19 protein-coding genes, 1 pseudogene and 1 riboswitch are annotated in these 16,073 nt (G+C 73.8%); of the genes and pseudogenes, 17 read left to right on the forward strand and 3 right to left on the reverse strand.

From position 1 onward, the window contains the following. The coding region (locus tag ACSNN7_RS20870) for a hypothetical protein (RefSeq protein ID WP_436682629.1) at positions 1-190 on the reverse strand (190 nt) is incomplete at its 3' end. A 489-nt stretch (positions 191-679) separates the two neighbouring features. Between ACSNN7_RS20870 and infA the strand changes: the two genes are divergently transcribed. The 8 genes from infA (at position 680) to truA (ending at position 5,445) form a co-directional block, all read left to right on the forward strand. Next, a complete protein-coding gene (infA, locus tag ACSNN7_RS20875) occupies positions 680-901 on the forward strand; it encodes a translation initiation factor IF-1 (RefSeq protein WP_007073013.1) in 222 nt (73 codons plus the stop codon). Positions 902-994: 93 nt separating this feature from the next. Further along, positions 995-1,108 (forward strand): 50S ribosomal protein L36, encoded by a 114-nt coding sequence (gene rpmJ / locus ACSNN7_RS20880; protein ID WP_012184307.1) that lies wholly within the window; start codon positions 995-997, stop codon positions 1,106-1,108. 260 nt (positions 1,109-1,368) lie between these two features. Continuing rightward, a complete protein-coding gene (gene rpsM, locus ACSNN7_RS20885) occupies positions 1,369-1,749 on the forward strand; it encodes a 30S ribosomal protein S13 (protein ID WP_088998365.1) in 381 nt (126 codons plus the stop codon). Positions 1,750-1,767: 18 nt separating this feature from the next. After that, positions 1,768-2,175: a 30S ribosomal protein S11 gene (gene rpsK, locus ACSNN7_RS20890; protein WP_014440747.1), complete on the forward strand. Its 408-nt coding sequence runs from the start codon at positions 1,768-1,770 to the stop codon at positions 2,173-2,175. 14 nt (positions 2,176-2,189) lie between these two features. Beyond that, positions 2,190-2,816 (forward strand): 30S ribosomal protein S4, encoded by a 627-nt coding sequence (rpsD, locus tag ACSNN7_RS20895; protein ID WP_436682630.1) that lies wholly within the window; start codon positions 2,190-2,192, stop codon positions 2,814-2,816. 96 nt (positions 2,817-2,912) lie between these two features. Continuing rightward, positions 2,913-3,935: a DNA-directed RNA polymerase subunit alpha gene (locus ACSNN7_RS20900; RefSeq protein WP_334449429.1), complete on the forward strand. Its 1,023-nt coding sequence runs from the start codon at positions 2,913-2,915 to the stop codon at positions 3,933-3,935. 34 nt (positions 3,936-3,969) lie between these two features. Then, a complete protein-coding gene (rplQ, locus tag ACSNN7_RS20905) occupies positions 3,970-4,545 on the forward strand; it encodes a 50S ribosomal protein L17 (protein WP_436682631.1) in 576 nt (191 codons plus the stop codon). Between the two features lie 69 nt (positions 4,546-4,614). Further along, positions 4,615-5,445: a tRNA pseudouridine(38-40) synthase TruA gene (truA, locus tag ACSNN7_RS20910; protein WP_436682632.1), complete on the forward strand. Its 831-nt coding sequence runs from the start codon at positions 4,615-4,617 to the stop codon at positions 5,443-5,445. Between the two features lie 170 nt (positions 5,446-5,615). Here the strand turns inward: truA and ACSNN7_RS20915 are convergent, their stop codons facing one another. Continuing rightward, the gene (locus tag ACSNN7_RS20915; protein WP_436682633.1) at positions 5,616-6,701 is read right to left on the reverse strand and encodes a hypothetical protein; all 1,086 of its coding nucleotides are present in this window, start codon (positions 6,699-6,701) and stop codon (positions 5,616-5,618) included. A 124-nt stretch (positions 6,702-6,825) separates the two neighbouring features. Here ACSNN7_RS20915 and ACSNN7_RS20920 point away from each other — a divergent pair, with 124 nt between their 5' ends. From ACSNN7_RS20920 to ACSNN7_RS20930, 3 genes are all read left to right on the forward strand, one after another. Beyond that, positions 6,826-7,431: a class I SAM-dependent methyltransferase gene (locus tag ACSNN7_RS20920; RefSeq protein ID WP_436682649.1), complete on the forward strand. Its 606-nt coding sequence runs from the start codon at positions 6,826-6,828 to the stop codon at positions 7,429-7,431. 41 nt (positions 7,432-7,472) lie between these two features. After that, on the forward strand, positions 7,473-9,152 hold the full coding sequence (locus tag ACSNN7_RS20925) for an ATP-binding cassette domain-containing protein (protein WP_436682634.1): 1,680 nt from the start codon (positions 7,473-7,475) through the stop codon (positions 9,150-9,152). A 74-nt stretch (positions 9,153-9,226) separates the two neighbouring features. Beyond that, positions 9,227-10,189 carry an aldo/keto reductase gene (locus ACSNN7_RS20930; RefSeq protein ID WP_436682635.1) on the forward strand — a complete coding sequence of 321 codons (963 nt, stop codon included), beginning with the start codon at positions 9,227-9,229 and terminating at the stop codon, positions 10,187-10,189. Positions 10,190-10,411: 222 nt separating this feature from the next. Here ACSNN7_RS20930 and ACSNN7_RS20935 read toward each other — a convergent pair whose 3' ends face one another. Then, positions 10,412-11,344: a DUF559 domain-containing protein gene (locus ACSNN7_RS20935; RefSeq protein ID WP_436682636.1), complete on the reverse strand. Its 933-nt coding sequence runs from the start codon at positions 11,342-11,344 to the stop codon at positions 10,412-10,414. 122 nt (positions 11,345-11,466) lie between these two features. Then, positions 11,467-11,574: riboswitch (TPP riboswitch) on the forward strand. On the opposite strand from ACSNN7_RS20935, the gene thiE reads away from it, so the two are divergent. The 6 genes and pseudogenes from thiE to thiD all read left to right on the forward strand — a co-directional run bounded on the left by thiE (position 11,569) and on the right by thiD (position 16,057). Next, complete coding sequence (thiE, locus tag ACSNN7_RS20940) at positions 11,569-12,195, forward strand: thiamine phosphate synthase (protein WP_436682637.1); 627 nt, start codon at positions 11,569-11,571, stop codon at positions 12,193-12,195. Its footprint overlaps the riboswitch before it by 6 nt. Then, positions 12,189-13,328, forward strand: a complete 1,140-nt coding sequence (gene thiO / locus ACSNN7_RS20945) for a glycine oxidase ThiO (RefSeq protein WP_436682638.1) — start codon at positions 12,189-12,191, stop codon at positions 13,326-13,328. The genes thiE and thiO overlap by 7 nt, the downstream gene beginning before the upstream one ends. Next, entirely contained in the window at positions 13,319-13,519 is a 201-nt protein-coding gene (gene thiS / locus ACSNN7_RS20950; protein WP_088960276.1) for a sulfur carrier protein ThiS, read from the forward strand. Before thiO ends, thiS begins: the two co-directional genes overlap by 10 nt. Then, positions 13,516-14,295 (forward strand): thiazole synthase, encoded by a 780-nt coding sequence (locus tag ACSNN7_RS20955; protein ID WP_436682639.1) that lies wholly within the window; start codon positions 13,516-13,518, stop codon positions 14,293-14,295. The genes thiS and ACSNN7_RS20955 overlap by 4 nt, the downstream gene beginning before the upstream one ends. 125 nt (positions 14,296-14,420) lie before the next feature. After that, a pseudogene (locus ACSNN7_RS20960) lies at positions 14,421-15,192 on the forward strand (thiamine phosphate synthase). 76 nt (positions 15,193-15,268) lie between these two features. Then, entirely contained in the window at positions 15,269-16,057 is a 789-nt protein-coding gene (gene thiD / locus ACSNN7_RS20965; RefSeq protein WP_436682640.1) for a bifunctional hydroxymethylpyrimidine kinase/phosphomethylpyrimidine kinase, read from the forward strand. Positions 16,058-16,073: the final 16 nt, after the last annotated feature.

Consider the following 16,073-nt stretch of genomic DNA (forward strand, 5'->3'; position numbering starts at 1 on the left):
GGCCGGGGGCCGGGGGCTTGGGGGCGAGGTCTGCCGTCGTCAAGCGGCCGGGAGCTGGGTCGGCCGGGAAGCTTTCCAGGCCGGAGCGGGTCGAAGAGCAGAAGCGGCCGGGAGCTGGGTCGACCGGGAACCTGATCAGGCGGAGCGGGTCGAAGAGCAGATGCGGCTGCTGGAACGCCAGTACGCCCATCGCCGCCGACGAGGTTGCCCGGACGGTGCGGGTGCCCGCCCTGATTCATCCGCGACATCAGTTCCCTAGCGTCTGGTGAGGTGACCGCTCCGGGCGCACGTCGACCCGGCAACGGCGTCACCGGCGAGCAGGGGGACGGCCGGACCGGGCGGAGGCTCGACCGGTGGCCCGACCGGTGGCCCGACCGGCAGCGCGAGGTCCGACCGCGACGCGACGGTCCTCGCGGATCGGGCGCGGAGCCGACGGGGGAGACGGCGCTGGGTGTCGGTTTTCCTACCTCCGGGTGACGCCCGGGGTGGCCGGTTTGGCGACGGCGCGCACGCGGGCGTACACTTTCAGATCGGCGCACAGCGTCCACTCCGGCATGCCCACTACGCGCTTCGGTGGGAGTCGGAGCCGCGGCTGGCGCGGGCCTTTCGATCTTGATCGAGTGCCCGTGTAAGACGTTGTGGGCCGTCCGGAGTAACCGACGTCAGGACAGCGGAGGACATGCCGAAAAAAGACGGAGCCATCGAGATCGAGGGTCGGGTCATCGAGCCCCTGCCGAACGCTATGTTCCGGGTGGAGCTCGCGAACGGCCACAAGGTGCTGGCTCACATCAGCGGCAAGATGCGGCAGCACTACATCCGCATCCTGCCGGAGGACCGGGTCGTCGTCGAACTTTCGCCGTACGACCTGACCCGCGGGCGCATCGTCTACCGCTACAAGTAATCCTGACGACGGCCGGGACGTCCCCGTGTCCGTCTTCGACGTCCGGCGTCGCGCACCGTCGTGCCACCGGGCCAGATGGGAAGTAAGGCAACCGTGAAGGTCAAGCCGAGCGTCAAGAGGATCTGCAACAAGTGCCGGGTGATCCGCCGGCACGGCCGGGTCATGGTCATCTGCACCGACCCGCGCCACAAGCAGCGCCAGGGCTGAACCAGTCCCACCGGTCGTGACACGGCCGGTCGGATCGGTCCGGGCCGCAGATCCAGACAGCACATCACCAGCTCGTTCCAGCCACGAGCGGTACGCAGCGCGTACTCAATCGTGGTTGACCCCCGGTCGGAGGCCGGGGCCCGCTCGGGCACGACCGATCCCGGTCGCCGGCGCTGACAGTGCCGGAAGGACGGGACGGTCGGTAGCGGGGTGGGACGGGTCCAGACCTCCGCACAACATCACGAGGAGTACGCCCGCACATGGCACGTCTAGTCGGCGTGGACCTCCCCCGCGAGAAGCGGATGGAGATCGCGCTCACCTACATCTTCGGGGTCGGCCGTACCCGCGCCCTGGAGACGCTCAGCGCGACCGGCATCTCACCGGACAAGCGCGTTCGGGACCTCACCGATGAGGAGCTCGTGCAGCTCCGTAATCACATCGAGGGCAACTACAAGGTTGAAGGCGACCTGCGCCGCGAGGTCGCCGCTGACATCCGCCGCAAGGTCGAGATCGGCTGCTACGCCGGCATCCGGCACCGCCGGGGCCTCCCCGTGCGTGGCCAGCGGACCAAGACCAACGCGCGGACCCGCAAGGGCCCGAAGCGGACCGTCGCCGGCAAGAAGAAGCCCGGCAAGAAGTAACTAGGAGCGCACAGACTTATGCCACCGAAGGCTCGTGCCGGAGCCGCCGTCAAGAAGGTCCGGCGCAAGGAACGCAAGAACGTCGCCCACGGGCAGGCGCACATCAAGAGCACCTTCAACAACACCATCGTGTCCATCACGGACCCGACCGGTGCGGTCATCTCCTGGGCCTCCTCCGGCCAGGTGGGCTTCAAGGGCTCCCGCAAGTCGACCCCGTTCGCCGCGCAGCTCGCCGCCGAGGCCGCCGCGCGTCGGGCGATGGAGCACGGCATGCGCAAGGTCGACGTGTTCGTCAAGGGCCCCGGCTCCGGCCGGGAGACCGCCATCCGTTCGCTGCAGGCAGCCGGGCTCGAGGTCGGGCAGATCTCCGACGTCACCCCGCAGCCGCACAACGGTTGCCGTCCGCCGAAGCGTCGCCGGGTCTGAGAGGTTAGAGAGAGATGGCTCGTTACACCGGTGCTGACTGCCGCCGTTGCCGGCGGGAGAAGATGAAGCTGTTCCTCAAGGGCAGCAAGTGCGATGGCCCGAAGTGCCCGTTCGAGTCCCGGCCGTTCCCGCCCGGGCAGCACGGCCGCGGCCGCACCAAGGAGACGGAGTACCTGCTCCAGCTCCGTGAGAAGCAGAAGGCCCGTCGTGTCTACGGCGTGCTGGAGAAGCAGTTCCGCGGCTACTACGAAGAGGCCGTGAACAAGAAGGCCAAGACCGGCGAGGTCCTGCTGCAGATCCTCGAGTCGCGGCTGGACAACGTGGTCTACCGGGCCGGCTACGCCAGCTCCCGGGACCAGGCTCGTCAGCTGGTCAAGCACGGCCACTTCACCGTGAACGGCAAGAAGGTCGACATCCCGTCGTACCGCGTCAAGGAGCACGACATCATCGAGGTCCGGGGCAAGAGCAAGGAGCTCACCCCGTTCGTGGTGGCGCAGGCTCAGGCCGGTTCGCGGTCGGTTCCGGCGTGGCTTGAGGCCATCCCGAGCCAGATGAAGATCCTCGTGCACTCGCTCCCGGCCCGCCAGGTGATCGACACCCAGGTCCAGGAGCAGCTGATCGTCGAGCTCTACTCCAAGTAAGGGCTCGTTGCGGTGGCCCGCCCTCCGGGGCGGGCCACCGGAACAGTTTGTGTCGTGGGCGTCAAATAGCGGGCGTCCCGGAAGAGAAGAGAAAAGATGCTCATCAGCCAGCGACCCTCCCTCTCCGAGGAGTCGATCAACGAGACCCGGTCCCGGTTCACCATCGAGCCGCTGGAGCCCGGTTTCGGCTACACCCTGGGCAACTCGCTGCGTCGTACGCTGCTGTCGTCCATCCCGGGTGCGGCGGTCACCTCGATCAAGATCGACGGTGTGCTGCACGAGTTCACCACGATCCCCGGGGTCAAGGAGGACGTGGTCGAGCTCGTCATGAACATCAAGGAGCTGAACGTCAGCTCCGAGCACGACGAGCCGGTCAGCATGTACCTGCGCAAGCAGGGCCCGGGCGACGTGACCGCGGGTGACATTCAGCCCCCGGCCGGCGTCTCGGTGCACAACCCGGACCTGAAGCTCGCCACCCTCAACGGCAAGGGCCGGCTCGACATGGAGCTGACCGTCGAGCGGGGTCGTGGCTACGTCACGGCGGCGCAGAACAAGCAGTCCGGTGCCGAGATCGGCCGGATCCCGGTCGACTCGATCTACTCGCCGGTGCTCAAGGTGACGTACCGCGTCGAGGCGACCCGCGTCGAGCAGCGGACCGACTTCGACCGGCTGATCATCGACGTCGAGACCAAGCCGTCGATGGGCCCGCGTACCGCGCTGGCCTCCGCCGGTTCGACGCTGGTGGAGCTCTTCGGCCTGGCCCGGGAGCTGGACGAGACCGCCGAGGGCATCGACATCGGGCCGTCCCCGCAGGACGCCCAGCTGGCGGCGGACCTGGCCCTGCCGATCGAGGAGCTGGACCTGACCGTCCGCTCCTACAACTGCCTCAAGCGCGAGGGCATCAACTCCGTTGGTGAGCTCATCGGGCGCACCGAGGCCGACCTCCTCGACATCCGGAATTTCGGTCAGAAGTCGATCGACGAGGTCAAGATGAAGCTCGCCGGGATGGGTCTCGGGCTGAAGGACTCGGCTCCGAACTTCGACCCGGCGCACGTCGTGGACGCCTTCGGCGAGGCCGACTACGACACCGACGACTACCGCGAGACCGAGCAGCTCTAGTCCGCGCTGCCGCCACACCTGAGGAGCACCAAGCATGCCCACGCCCACCAAGGGCCCCCGCCTCGGCGGCAGCCCCGCGCACGAGCGGCTGATGCTGGCCAACCTGGCCACCGCGCTGTTCCAGCACGGCAAGATCCAGACCACCGAGACGAAGGCCCGGCGGCTGCGTCCGCTGGCCGAGCAGCTCATCACCAAGGCCAAGCGTGGCGACCTCGCCGCGCGCCGGCGGGTGCTGGGCGTCGTCAAGGACAAGGACGTGGTCTACGCCCTGTTCGACCAGATCGCGCCCCGGTACGCCAACCGCAACGGTGGCTACACCCGGATCGTGAAGACCGGTCCGCGCAAGGGTGACGCCGCTCCGATGGCGATCATCGAGCTGGTCGAGGAGCTTCAGGTCGCCGAGCCCAAGGCGAACAAGAAGACCGCCGCCCGCAAGGCCGCCCAGCAGGACAAGGTCGAGGCCCTGGCCCCGGCCGAGGAGACCCCCGAGTCGAACAACTCGGGCGACCAGGACGCGGAGGCGCCGGTCTCGGCGTCGGGTGACACCGCTGCGGCGCGCGAGGACAGCGACCTCGCCACCGAGGAGAACAACGAGCAGAACAAGGCCTGATCAAGGTCTTCGTCGGGCCCGGCACCCCTTGCGGGGGTGCCGGGCCCGATCCGTAACAGGAGGTACGAGGTGGACGAGCGGACCCGGCTGCGGCTGGACGTCTCCTACGACGGCACCGGTTTCTCCGGCTGGGCGGCCCAGCCGACCCGGCGCACCGTCGCCGGGGTGCTGACCGAGACCCTGGGCCTGGTCCTCGGCGCGGGCACGGCGACCGGGCTGACCGTCGCCGGCCGTACCGACGCCGGGGTGCACGCCACCGGTCAGGTCTGCCACCTCGACCTGCCCACCGCCGTGTGGCGGGAGCACGACGGCCGGTTGCTGCGCCGGCTGGCCCGGCTGCTCCCGACCGACGTGCGGGTCCGCGCGATGAGCGAGGTGCCCGCCGACTTCGACGCCCGCTTCTCGGCGACCTTCCGCCGCTACGAGTACCGGGTGACCGACGCCCCGTGGGGCGCCGAGCCGCTGCGCCGGCACGACACCCTCGCCTGGCCGAAGCCGCTGGACCTGGCCGCGCTGAACGCCGCCGCGGCCGGGCTGGTGGGGGAGCACGACTTCGCCGCGTACTGCCGGCGCAAGGAGAACGCCACCACGCTGCGCGAGGTGACCCGGCTGGACTGGCGGCGCGACCCGGACGGCATCCTCGTGGCCACCGTGCAGGCCGACGCGTTCTGCCAGGCGATGGTGCGCAGCCTGGTCGGGGCGATGCTGGTCGCCGGGGACGGCCGGCGGCCGGTCGCGTGGCCGGCGAGCCTGCTGAGCCGCCGGGAACGTTCCAGCGAGGTGACCGTCGCGGCGGCGCACGGGCTGACCCTGGTCGCGGTCGGCTACCCGGCGGACCCGGCCGAGTACGCCCGCCGCGCCGACCTCACCCGCCGGCTGCGGGTCGCCAGCGAGGCCTGACCCCCGGGGCTGCGCCCCCACCAGGTCGACGCCCGGGCTGCGTCGCGCCTCCGGGTCGACGCCCGAGCGCGGCAGCGCATCGAGGTGACGCCCGGGGGCCGGAGACGCGACGAGGCCCGGTCCGCAGGACTCGGACCGGGCCTCGCGTCGCTCGCCGTCGACCGGCGGGTTCAGTCGCCGGGCAGTTCGTCGGGATTCGCGTCCCCGCGCTGGGTGCCGGCGCCCTCGGTCGCCCGGGCGGTGGGCTGGACGGCCGTGCCGCCGGCGGCCCGGCGTTCGAGCACGCCCTTGTCGAGGTGCAGCTCGATCATGTCGTAGATGATGTCGCGGACCGCCGTGTCACCGCCCGGCACGGGCCCGCCGTCGGCCCGGACGACCAGGCAGTAGGCGATGTAGTGGCCGCGTACCTGCCAGCCGATCCTGGCCGCGGCGGTGCTGAGCGCCTCGGTGCCGTCGCCGGCGGCCAGGCCACGGAAGCGGCCCTGCCGCTCGTCGAGCAGCTGCCGGATCCGGTCCCGGACCCGCTGCGCGCTGGCCTTGTCGGTCAGGTTGAACAGGCCCGCGGTGACCAGGTGGTCGCCGTCGGGGGAGCGCAGCGTGCCCCGGACCACCTGGCTGCACCCGAGCCGGACCAGCAGATCGGCGATTTCGCCGGTGACGGCGACCGCACAGCTGCCGCTCGAGTGCGTCTTGAGCACGTCGTAGGCGGGGCGCCCGTCGGCCACCACCAGCTTCTTGCCCGCGAAGACCTCGCGGGCGGTCAGCGGCTGCTGGTCGGTGTCCCGGGAGTCGAGGTCGCCGGCGTCCGGCTCGGTGACCGGGGCGGCCGTGGTGGGCTGCGGGGCGGCGGCCGTGCGGTCGTCGTCCGGCGAGCGCTCCGCGAGCAGGGCCGCCGCACCGAGGCCGCAGAGTGCGAGCAGCACCAGCACCGCCGCGCCACCGACGATCACCTGCCAGAGCCGGCCGCCGCCGCGGCCGGAGTCGGACCGGCCGGCCTTGGGCGGGTCCAGCGGCTCGGCCGGGGCGTACTCGCGGGGGAGCGTGGGTGGCGGTGGAATCTGGACGGACGAGCGGACCGGGATCGGTTCGGCGGCCGGGAGGGCCGGCCGGGTGGTCCGCGGCAGCGACGGAGTGGGGAAGCGGGACGGAGACGGCCCGGCCGGGGCGGGCGGGCCGGGGGTGAACTCCGGCAGGTCCGACCCGGACCGCGGGTACTCCACGAAGGCGTCCTCATCGGACTCGTACCGATACACCATGTCGCCCAGAGTAGGATGCATTGCCCCTTTAGGGGGTAATAACGGCAAATTCTGGCGCGGGCGCGTCGGCGTCCCCGCCGAGGCGACCGCAACCGGGCTCCGTGGCGGTGGGACAATGCCGGACGTGACCGGCGACCACTACTTCAGCACCGAACCCACCGTTGCGGCACGTCCGCGGGAGGTCGAGTTCTCCGTCGCCGGGCGCGACTACACCCTGGCCTCCGCCAGCGGGGTCTTCTCCGCCGACCGGCTCGACCCCGGCACCGCCGTCCTGCTGCGCAAGGCGGAGCTGCCGGCCGCAACCGTCGGCGGTGACCTGCTCGACATCGGCTCCGGCTTCGGGCCGATCACCTGCGTGCTGGCCACCAGCGCTCCGGCCGCCACCGTCTGGGCGGTCGACGTCAACGCGCGGGCCCGCGCCCTCACCACCGAGAACGCCCGCCGGGTCGGCGCCGCCGACCGGGTCCGCGCGGTGGCGCCCGACGAGGTGCCGGCCGACGTCACCTTCGCCCAGATCTGGTCCAACCCGCCGATCCACATCGGCAAGGCGGAACTGCACGAGCTGCTGCGCCGCTGGCTGCCCCGGCTCGCCCCGGACGGCGTCGCCTGGCTGGTGGTGGCCCGCCACCTCGGCGGTGACTCGCTGCACCGCTGGCTGGTCGACGCCGGCTGGCAGGTCGAGCGGCACGCCAGCCAGAAGGGCTTCCGGGTGCTGCGGCTCACCCGGTAATCGAGTGTCGCCCGCCCCGTCCGCTCCGGCAGGATGCCGGCGTGGGATACGTGGACGTGGCAGGGGTCGGGCACATCCTGCCCGACGGCCGGGAACTCTTCGCCGACGTGTCGTTCCGGGTCGGTGAGGGTGCCAAGGTCGCCCTGGTCGGCCCGAACGGCGCGGGCAAGACGACGCTGTTGCGGATGGTCGCCGGCGACCTGCCGGTGCAGACCGGTGCCGTCGCCCGGGCCGGCGGTCTGGGCGTGATGCGGCAGTTCATCGGCATGATCGGGGACGAGACCACGCTCGCCGACCTGGCGCTCTCGCTCGCCCCGCCGGCGCTGCGGGACGCCGGCCGCCGGCTCGCCGAGACCGAGGCGGCCATGCGGACGGCCGAGCTGCGCGGCAAGTACAGCATCGCCGCCGGCAAGGCCCAGCTCGCGTACGCGGACGCGCTCGCCGCCTGGGGCGAGACCGGCGGGTACGACGCCGAGGTGCTCTTCGACACCGTCGCCACCATCGTGCTCGACCTGCCCTGGGACGCCGCCCGGGACCGTCCGGTGCGGACCCTCTCCGGCGGCCAGCAGAAACGCTTCGCCCTGGAGCTGCTGCTGCGGGGCACCGACGAGGTGCTGCTCCTCGACGAGCCGGACAACTTCCTCGACGTGCCCGGCAAACGCTGGCTGGAGGGGCGGCTGCGCGAGTCCGCCAAGTCGGTGCTCTACGTCTCGCACGACCGGGAGCTGCTGGCGCAGAGCGCCGACCGGGTGGTCGCCGTCGAGGGCGGCAGCGCCTGGGTGCACCCGGCGGGCTTCGCCAGCTGGCACGCCGCCCGGGTGGCCCGGCACGCCCGCCTCGACGAGCTGCGTAAACGCTGGGACGAGGAACACCAGAAGCTGCGCGAGCTGGTGCTGATGTACAAGCAGAAGGCCGCGTACAACGACGGGATGGCGTCGCGGTACCAGGCCGCGCAGACCCGGTTGCGCAAGTTCGAGGAGGCCGGGCCGCCGCCCGTACCCCCGAAGGACCAGGACATCCGGATGCGCCTGGCCGGCGGGCGGACCGGCAAGCGCGCGGTCGTCTGCGAGCAGCTGGAGCTCGACGGCCTCACCTACCCCTTCGACCTGGAGCTCTGGTACGGCGACCGGGTCGCCGTGCTCGGCGCCAACGGGACGGGCAAGTCGCACTTCCTGCGGCTGCTGGCCCGCGGCGGCACCGACCCCGACCCGGCCAACGGCCCGGTCGACGGCGCGGCCGCGCTGGCCCCGGTGGCCCACGACGGCACCGTCCGGCTCGGTGCGCGGGTCCGGCCCGGCCACTTCTCGCAGACCCACGACCGGCCCGAACTGGTGGAGAAGGCGCTGGTCGAGATCCTCTGGCGGGGCGACGAGCACCGGGCCGGGATGGACCGGCACGCCGCGATGGCGGCGCTGTCCCGGTACGAGCTGGCCGCGCAGGGCGACCAGCGCTTCGGCACCCTCTCCGGCGGGCAGCAGGCGCGGTTCCTGGTGCTGCTGCTGGAGCTGTCCGGGGCGACCCTGCTGCTCCTCGACGAACCGACGGACAACCTCGACCTCGCCTCCGCCGAGGCGCTGGAGGCCGGGCTGGCCGCGTTCTCCGGGACGGTGGTCGCGGTCACCCACGACCGCTGGTTCACCCGCTCGTTCGACCGGTTCGTGCTCTTCGGCGGCGACGGCGAGGTGGTGGAGACGCCGGAGCCGGTCTGGGACGTGCGCTGACCTGCCCCGCCCCCGGCCGGCGGCCGCCCGGGGGCGAGGCGGTCCCCCGCCCGGCGGTTCCCGGTCGGCATAGGGTGGATCTCGTGACTGAGATGACCTACCGCCGGCTGGGCGACTCCGGGCTCGTGGTGTCCGTGGTCGGCATCGGCTGCAACAACTTCGGCCGCAAGCTCGACCTCGACGGCACCCGGGCGGTGGTCGACGCCGCGCTCGACGCCGGGATCAACTTCTTCGACACCGCCGACATCTACGGCGAGCCGCAGGGCGGCTCCGAGGAACTGCTCGGCCAGGCGCTCAAGGGGCGCCGGGACGACGTCGTGGTGGCCACCAAGTTCGGCATGGACATGCACGGCATGAACGGCCCCGACCACGGCGCCCGGGGCGCCCGCCGCTACATCGCGCGGGCGGTGGAGGCGTCGCTGCGCCGGCTCGGCACCGACCACATCGACCTGTACCAGATGCACGAGCCCGACCCCGGCACCCCGATCGACGAGACCCTCGCCGCCCTGGACGACCTCGTCCGCGCCGGCAAGGTCCGCTACCTCGGCAACTCCAACTTCGCCGGTTGGCAGATCGCCGACGCTGACTGGGTCGCCTCCTCCAGCGGCCGGGCCCGCTTCATCTCCGCGCAGAACCACTACAGCCTGCTGGAACGCTCCGTCGAGGCCGAGGTCATTCCCGCCTGCGAGCGGTTCGGCCTCGGCATGCTGCCGTTCTTCCCGCTCGCCAACGGCCTGCTCACCGGCAAGTACAAGCGCAACGAGGTGCCGCCCGCGGGCAGCCGGCTCTCCGGCGGCGGCCGGTACGCCCAGCGCCTCGCCGCCGCGGACTGGGACCGGATCGAGGCGATCGAGGCGTACGCCGCCGAGCGCGGACTGTCCATGCTCCAGGTGGCGATCGGCGGGCTGGCCGCCCGCCCGGCGGTGACCTCGGTGATCGCGGGCGCCACCACGCCCGAGCAGGTACGGGCGAACGCCGAGGCCGGCACCTGGCAGCCCACCGACGGCGACCTGGACGCCCTCGACGCCATCCTCTGACCGTCGGCCGGCCGGCGGGCGGCCGCGGACCCACGAGCGGAACATCACGTACGTCACGGCGGGCGTTTGACAGCAATGGCGTTCCACCCGTGCCGCTAGCCCGCCCGCCTGCCGCCCCCTCGCGCCGCAGGTGTGCGGCGCGCGGCGCCGACGCGGCGGACGCCGTCCGCCGGTGACGGTGCCGGGCGAACGGTCAGGGGCGCGGGTGGTACGCCATGGATGTCACCGGGGACTATTGACGTGCGTGGTGTTCCACTCGTCCCGGCGTTCGCGGAGCGCGGCGGCGACCATGTCCACCGTCTGCGCCGGCCGGCGGAGGACGTCGTCGGCGGTGAAGCGGAGAACCAGCCACCCGGCGGCGCGTAACGCGTTGAGGCGGGCCACGTCCTGCCGGAAGTGCACGCGCTCCCGGTGGTGGTCGCCGTCGTACTCGACGGCAACCCGGAGCCCCGGCCAGGCCAGGTCGACCCGGCCGACGAAGCGGCCGCGGGCGTCGAGCACGTCGTGTTGCGCCGTGGCCGGCGGCAGCCCGGCGTCGAGCAGGAGCAGCCGGAGGCGAGTCTCCATCGGGGACTCGCTCAGCGGCTCCGCCAGCGCCAGGACCTGCCGCAGCAACGGGAGCCCGGGCCAGCGGGGGTGCGCGTCGGCGTACGCGCGCAGGGCCGGCAGCTTGACCACCCGGCGGTGCAGCAGCGCGTCGACGGCGATGGTCGCCTCCTCGCGGGACCCCTGCCGCCCCAGGTCGAAGGCGGTGCGCAGGGCCGTGGTGACCGGCAGGCCGCCGAAGCGGGTGCGGTCCGATCGCGGCAGCGCCGAGCGGGTGACCTGAACGCGGGCGTGGGTACGCAGCCGCGCTGTCCGAGGTAGCAGCACGGACACCGGAGCGTCCCGACGGAGCAGGTCGACGCCCCACAGGTAGGCCGCGCTGGGTCCTGCGATGGCCGCTTCCGGCGGCAGCAGCAGCGCCACCGCGTCGCACCACATCCGGTGGTCGTCCACGCGGTACCCCTCGCGGTGCACGTAGACGTCGGGCAGCAGCCGATGCCAGGCCGGGCCGCGCAGCATCGCCCAGGTGATCAGACCCTCCGCGACGGCCCGGCTGCCCCGGAACGGCAGGAACGCGAGGCGGCGCGGAATCCGGGGCGGCGAGGGCATCCGGACAGCATGGCGTGAGCGGCCGGTCACGCGCTGCCCGCACCGTCGAGTTGGGACGGTCCGTGGGAAAAGCCCACCCCCGCCCTTGGCGGATCGGCGGATCCGTCGTACGGTATGGCCGCAAGTGACCCACGGGAGCCCGGTGCACCGGGCTGAGAGGGGGGCTGAAGCCCCCGACCGTCGAACCTGATCCGGGTAATGCCGGCGCAGGGAGGAGTGTTGCCGTGCCGTCCCTGGGACGACTGCATCTGATCACCGACACCCGGCCGGGGCGCGATCCGCTCGCCGTGCTGCGCGCCGCGCTGCCGGTGGCCCGCGCCGAGCTGGTCGTACAGGTCCGGGTGGGCGACGACGCCACCGACCGGCAGGCGTACGACCTGGCCCGCCGGGCGGTCGCGCTCTGCACGCCGTACGGGGTGACGTGCCTGGTCAACGACCGGCTGCACGTGGCGCTCGCGGTCGGCGCCGCCGGCGGCCACGTGGGCGCGGACGACCTGCCGGTCGGGGCGGCCCGCCGGGTGCTCGGCCCGGCCGCCGTGCTCGGCGCCACCGCCCGGGAACCCGTCGCCGCCGCCGAGGCGGTCGCCGCCGGGGCCGGCTACCTGGGCGTGGGCCCCTGCCACGCCACCACCACCAAGGCCGGCCTGCCGGCACCGATCGGCCCCGACGGGGTACGCGCCGTCGCCGCGGCCGTCGACGTGCCGGTGATCGCGATCGGCGGGGTGACCGCCGCGTCGGTACCGGCGCTGCGGGCCGCCGGGGCGTACGGGGTGGCGGTGGTCGGGGCGCTGTCCGGGGCCGCCGATCCCGGGCGGGCGACGGCGGAACTGCTCGAGGCCCTGACGTGCTGACCCGACCGGACGTCGCCGTGGTGGGGGCGGGACCGGTCGGGCTGGCGATCGCCTGGCGCTGCGCCGCGCGCGGGCTGCGCGTCGTCGTGCACGATCCGGCCCCCGGCTCCGGGGCGTCCCACGTGGCCGCCGGGATGCTCTCGCCGGTCGCCGAGGCGTACTTCGGGGAGGAGGAGCTGACCGGGCTGCTAGCCGAGTCGGCGGCCCGCTGGCCGGGCTTCGCCGCCGAGCTGGCCGAGGCCGCCGGCACCGACTTCGGGTACCGCACCGACGGCACGCTGGTCGTCGGGTTGACCGCCGACGACCTGGCCGAGGCGCGGCGACTCTGGTCGTACCAGCAGGGGCTGGGACTGCCGATCACGCCGCTGCGCCCCTCGGAGCTGCGGGACCGCGAACCGGCGCTGGCCCCTCGGGTGCGCGGCGGCGCGGTCGCGCCGGGCGACCACCAGGTCGACCCACGGCGGCTGGTGGCTGCGCTGCGCACGGCGGCCGAGCGGGCCGGTGCCCGGCTGGTGCCCGGCGCGGTGGCCCGCCTCGCCGACGTCGACGCCCGGGTCACCGTGGTCGCCGCCGGCTGCGGCGCCGCCGCGCTCACCGGCCTGCCGGTCCGGCCGGTGAAGGGGCAGGTGCTCCGGCTGCGCGCGCCAGGTCGCGGCACGCCGGACTTCCGGCACGTGATCCGGGGGTACGCCGACGGCGAGTCGATCTACCTGGTGCCCCGCACCGACGGCGAGGTGGTCCTCGGGGCGACCGTCGAGGAGCGCGCCGACACCGAGGTGACCGCCGGTGCGGTGCTGCGGCTGCTCCACGCCGCCGTCGACCTGCTCCCCGACCTGGCCGAGTACGACCTCGTCGAGGCCGCCGCCGGGCTGCGCCCCGGCACGCCGGACAACGCGCCGATCCTCGGGCCGCTGCCCGACCGGCCCGGTGTGCTGGCCGCCACCGGCCATCACCGGCACGGCATCGTGCTGACCCCGGTCACCGCCGACCTGATCGCCGAACTGGTGGTCACCGGCGCGCCGGACCCGCTGCTCGCCCCGTTCGCCCCGGACCGGTTCACCGCCGCAGCCGAAGCCCGGCCGCTCGGCCGGGACCGGTCCACGCCTGCCATCGAGGAGGAGACGTGCAACTGATCGTCAACGGCGCCGGCCGTGACCTGCCCGGCGGGTCGACCGTGGCGGACCTGGTCCGCGCGGTCACCGAGCAGCGGCGCGGCCTCGCGGTCGCGGTCAACGGCGAGGTGGTGCCGCGCACCGGCTGGCCGGCGACGGTGCTGCGCGACGGCGACCGGGTCGAGGTGCTCAGCGCCGCCCAGGGCGGGTGAGCGGCGTGACGTTCACCATCGGCGGGGTCACCCTCGGATCCCGGCTCATCCTCGGCACCGGCGGCGCGGCCAACCTGCGTGTGCTGGAGCAGGCGGTCCGGGCGTCCGGCACCGAGCTGGTCACCGTGGCGCTGCGCCGCGTGGACACCGCCCCCGGCGCCGCCGGTGGACTGCTCGACGTGCTGGACCGGTGCGGGGTGCGGCTGCTGCCGAACACCGCCGGCTGCTACACCGCCGGCGAGGCGGTGAAGGTGGCCCACCTGGCCCGGGAGGCGTTCGACACCGACTGGGTGAAGCTCGAGGTGATCGGCGACGAGCGGACGCTGCTGCCCGACGGGGTGGAGCTGCTGCGCGCCGCCGAGGAACTGGTCGCCGACGGGTTCACCGTGCTGCCGTACACCTCCGACGACCCGATCCTGGCCCGCCGGCTGGCCGACGTCGGGTGTGCCGCGGTGATGCCGGCCGGCGCGCCGATCGGCTCCGGGCTGGGCGTGACCAACCCGCACCACATCCGGCTGATCCGGCAGAACGTCGACGTGCCGGTGATCCTCGACGCCGGCATCGGCACCGCCTCCGACGCGGCACTCGCCATGGAACTGGGCTGCGACGCGGTGCTGCTGGCCAGCGCGGTGACCCGGGCCGCCGACCCGGTGGCGATGGCCACCGCGATGCGGCACGCGGTGGAGGCGGGCCGGCTCGCGTACGGCGCCGGCCGGATCGCCCGCCGCTTCCACGCGCTCGCCTCCACCCCGGACGAGGGAAGGCCCGAGCTGTGACGGCGACCCGGGCGGGGCGGCTGACGGTCGACGGACCGCCCCGGGCGGTCGGCCTCGGCGGGTCGCCCACGGATGCGCGGCGAGCCGGCTCGGGGCGGCTCGCCGCGCCGGCCGCGCCTGCGGTGATGTCGAGCGCTGTGCCGCACGGCGCGGCGGTGCCCTCGGGGCTGGTGGTGCTCACCGATCGCTGGCAGGCCCGGCGGCCGCTGCCCGAGGTGGTGGCGGCGGCCGTGGCCGGGGGAGTGCGCTGGGTGGTACTGCGGGAGAAGGACCTGCCCCGCGACGACCGTGCCGCCCTCGCCGCCGCGCTGCGTCCGCTCCTCGCCGAGGTGGGCGGCAGCCTGATCGTGGCCGGCCCCGATCCCCTCGACGGCGACGCCGTCCACCTGCCCTCGGCCGGTCCCTACCCGCCGCCGGCCCTCGGCCTGGTCGGCCGCTCCTGCCACGACCGCTCGGAGCTCGCCCGGCTCAGCACAGAGGACTACGCCACCCTCTCGCCGGTCTTCCCCAGCCGGACCAAACCCGGGTACGGCCCACCGCTGCAGGCAGGCGGGCTCGCCGAGCTGATCCGGGTCAGCCCCGTGCCGATCCTCGCCCTCGGCGGCATCGACACCCCCGACCAGGTGCACGCCTGTGTCCAGGCGGGAGCCGTCGGCGTCGCCGTGCTCGGCGCCATCATGCGAGCCGACGACCCCGCCGAGGCAGCCGCCACCCTGACCGAGGCGTTCCGAGCCGCGGGAGGCGCCGCTGCCGCTACCAGCGCCGCCGCTACCGCCACCGCCACACCAGCCGTCTCGGCGCTCGCGCCCATCCCCGTGCCGCGAACTCGGCACGCCCGCGCGGAGGTCTCCGGCACGGGGCTGCGGCCGACCGTGCCCACGCAGGGATCAAGCCTGACCGCCCGGAGTGGGCACGGTCGGCCGCAGCCCCCCAGGCCGACATTGCCACCGACAGCGACCACCGGAGAAACACAGTGACTCCCACCACCGTCCTCACCATCGCCGGCTCGGACTCCGGTGCCGGTGCCGGCATCCAGGCCGACCTCAAGGTGTTCGCCGCCCTCGGCGCGTACGGCACCAGCGTGCTCACCGCCGTCACCGCGCAGAACACCCGGGGTGTGGACGCCGTCCTGCCGCTGCCCCCACGCACGGTCAGCGAGCAGCTCGACAGCGTGCTCGGCGACTTCCGCGTCCGGGCGGTGAAGACCGGGATGCTCGGCACCCCGGCGGTCGCCGACGCGGTGGCCGAGGCGGCGAAGGCGGGCCGGCTGCCGCACCTCGTCGTCGACCCGGTGCTGGTCGCCACCAGCGGACACCCGCTCGGCGTGGTGGAGGCGGTCGAGCGGCTGCTGCCGTACGCGGAGGTGGCGACGCCGAACTGCGCGGAGGCCGCCGCCCTCACCGGACGCCCGGTGACCACGGTGCAGGAGATGGCGGTCGCCGCCGAGGCGATCGCGGCCGGCGGCCCGGCGCACGTGGTGGTGACCGGCGGTGACGTGGATGCCGGCGGTGAGTCGGTCGACGTGCTCTGCGGCGGCGGGACGACCATGCTGCTGCGCGCGCCCCGGGTGCGGACCCGGCACACCCACGGCACCGGCTGCTCGTTCTCGGCGGCGATCGCCGTCCGGCTGGCGGCGGGCGACCCGGTGCCGGTCGCGGTCGCCGCCGCCAAGGAGTACGTCACCCGCGCGCTGACCGGCGGGCGGGACTGGGAACTGGGCGCGGGACGCGGCCCGCTGGACCACTTCGGCTGGTCCGGTTGACCATCAGGGAGGCTGT

The organism is Micromonospora sp. URMC 105, from assembly GCF_051386295.1.
GTDB lineage: Bacteria > Actinomycetota > Actinomycetes > Mycobacteriales > Micromonosporaceae > Micromonospora.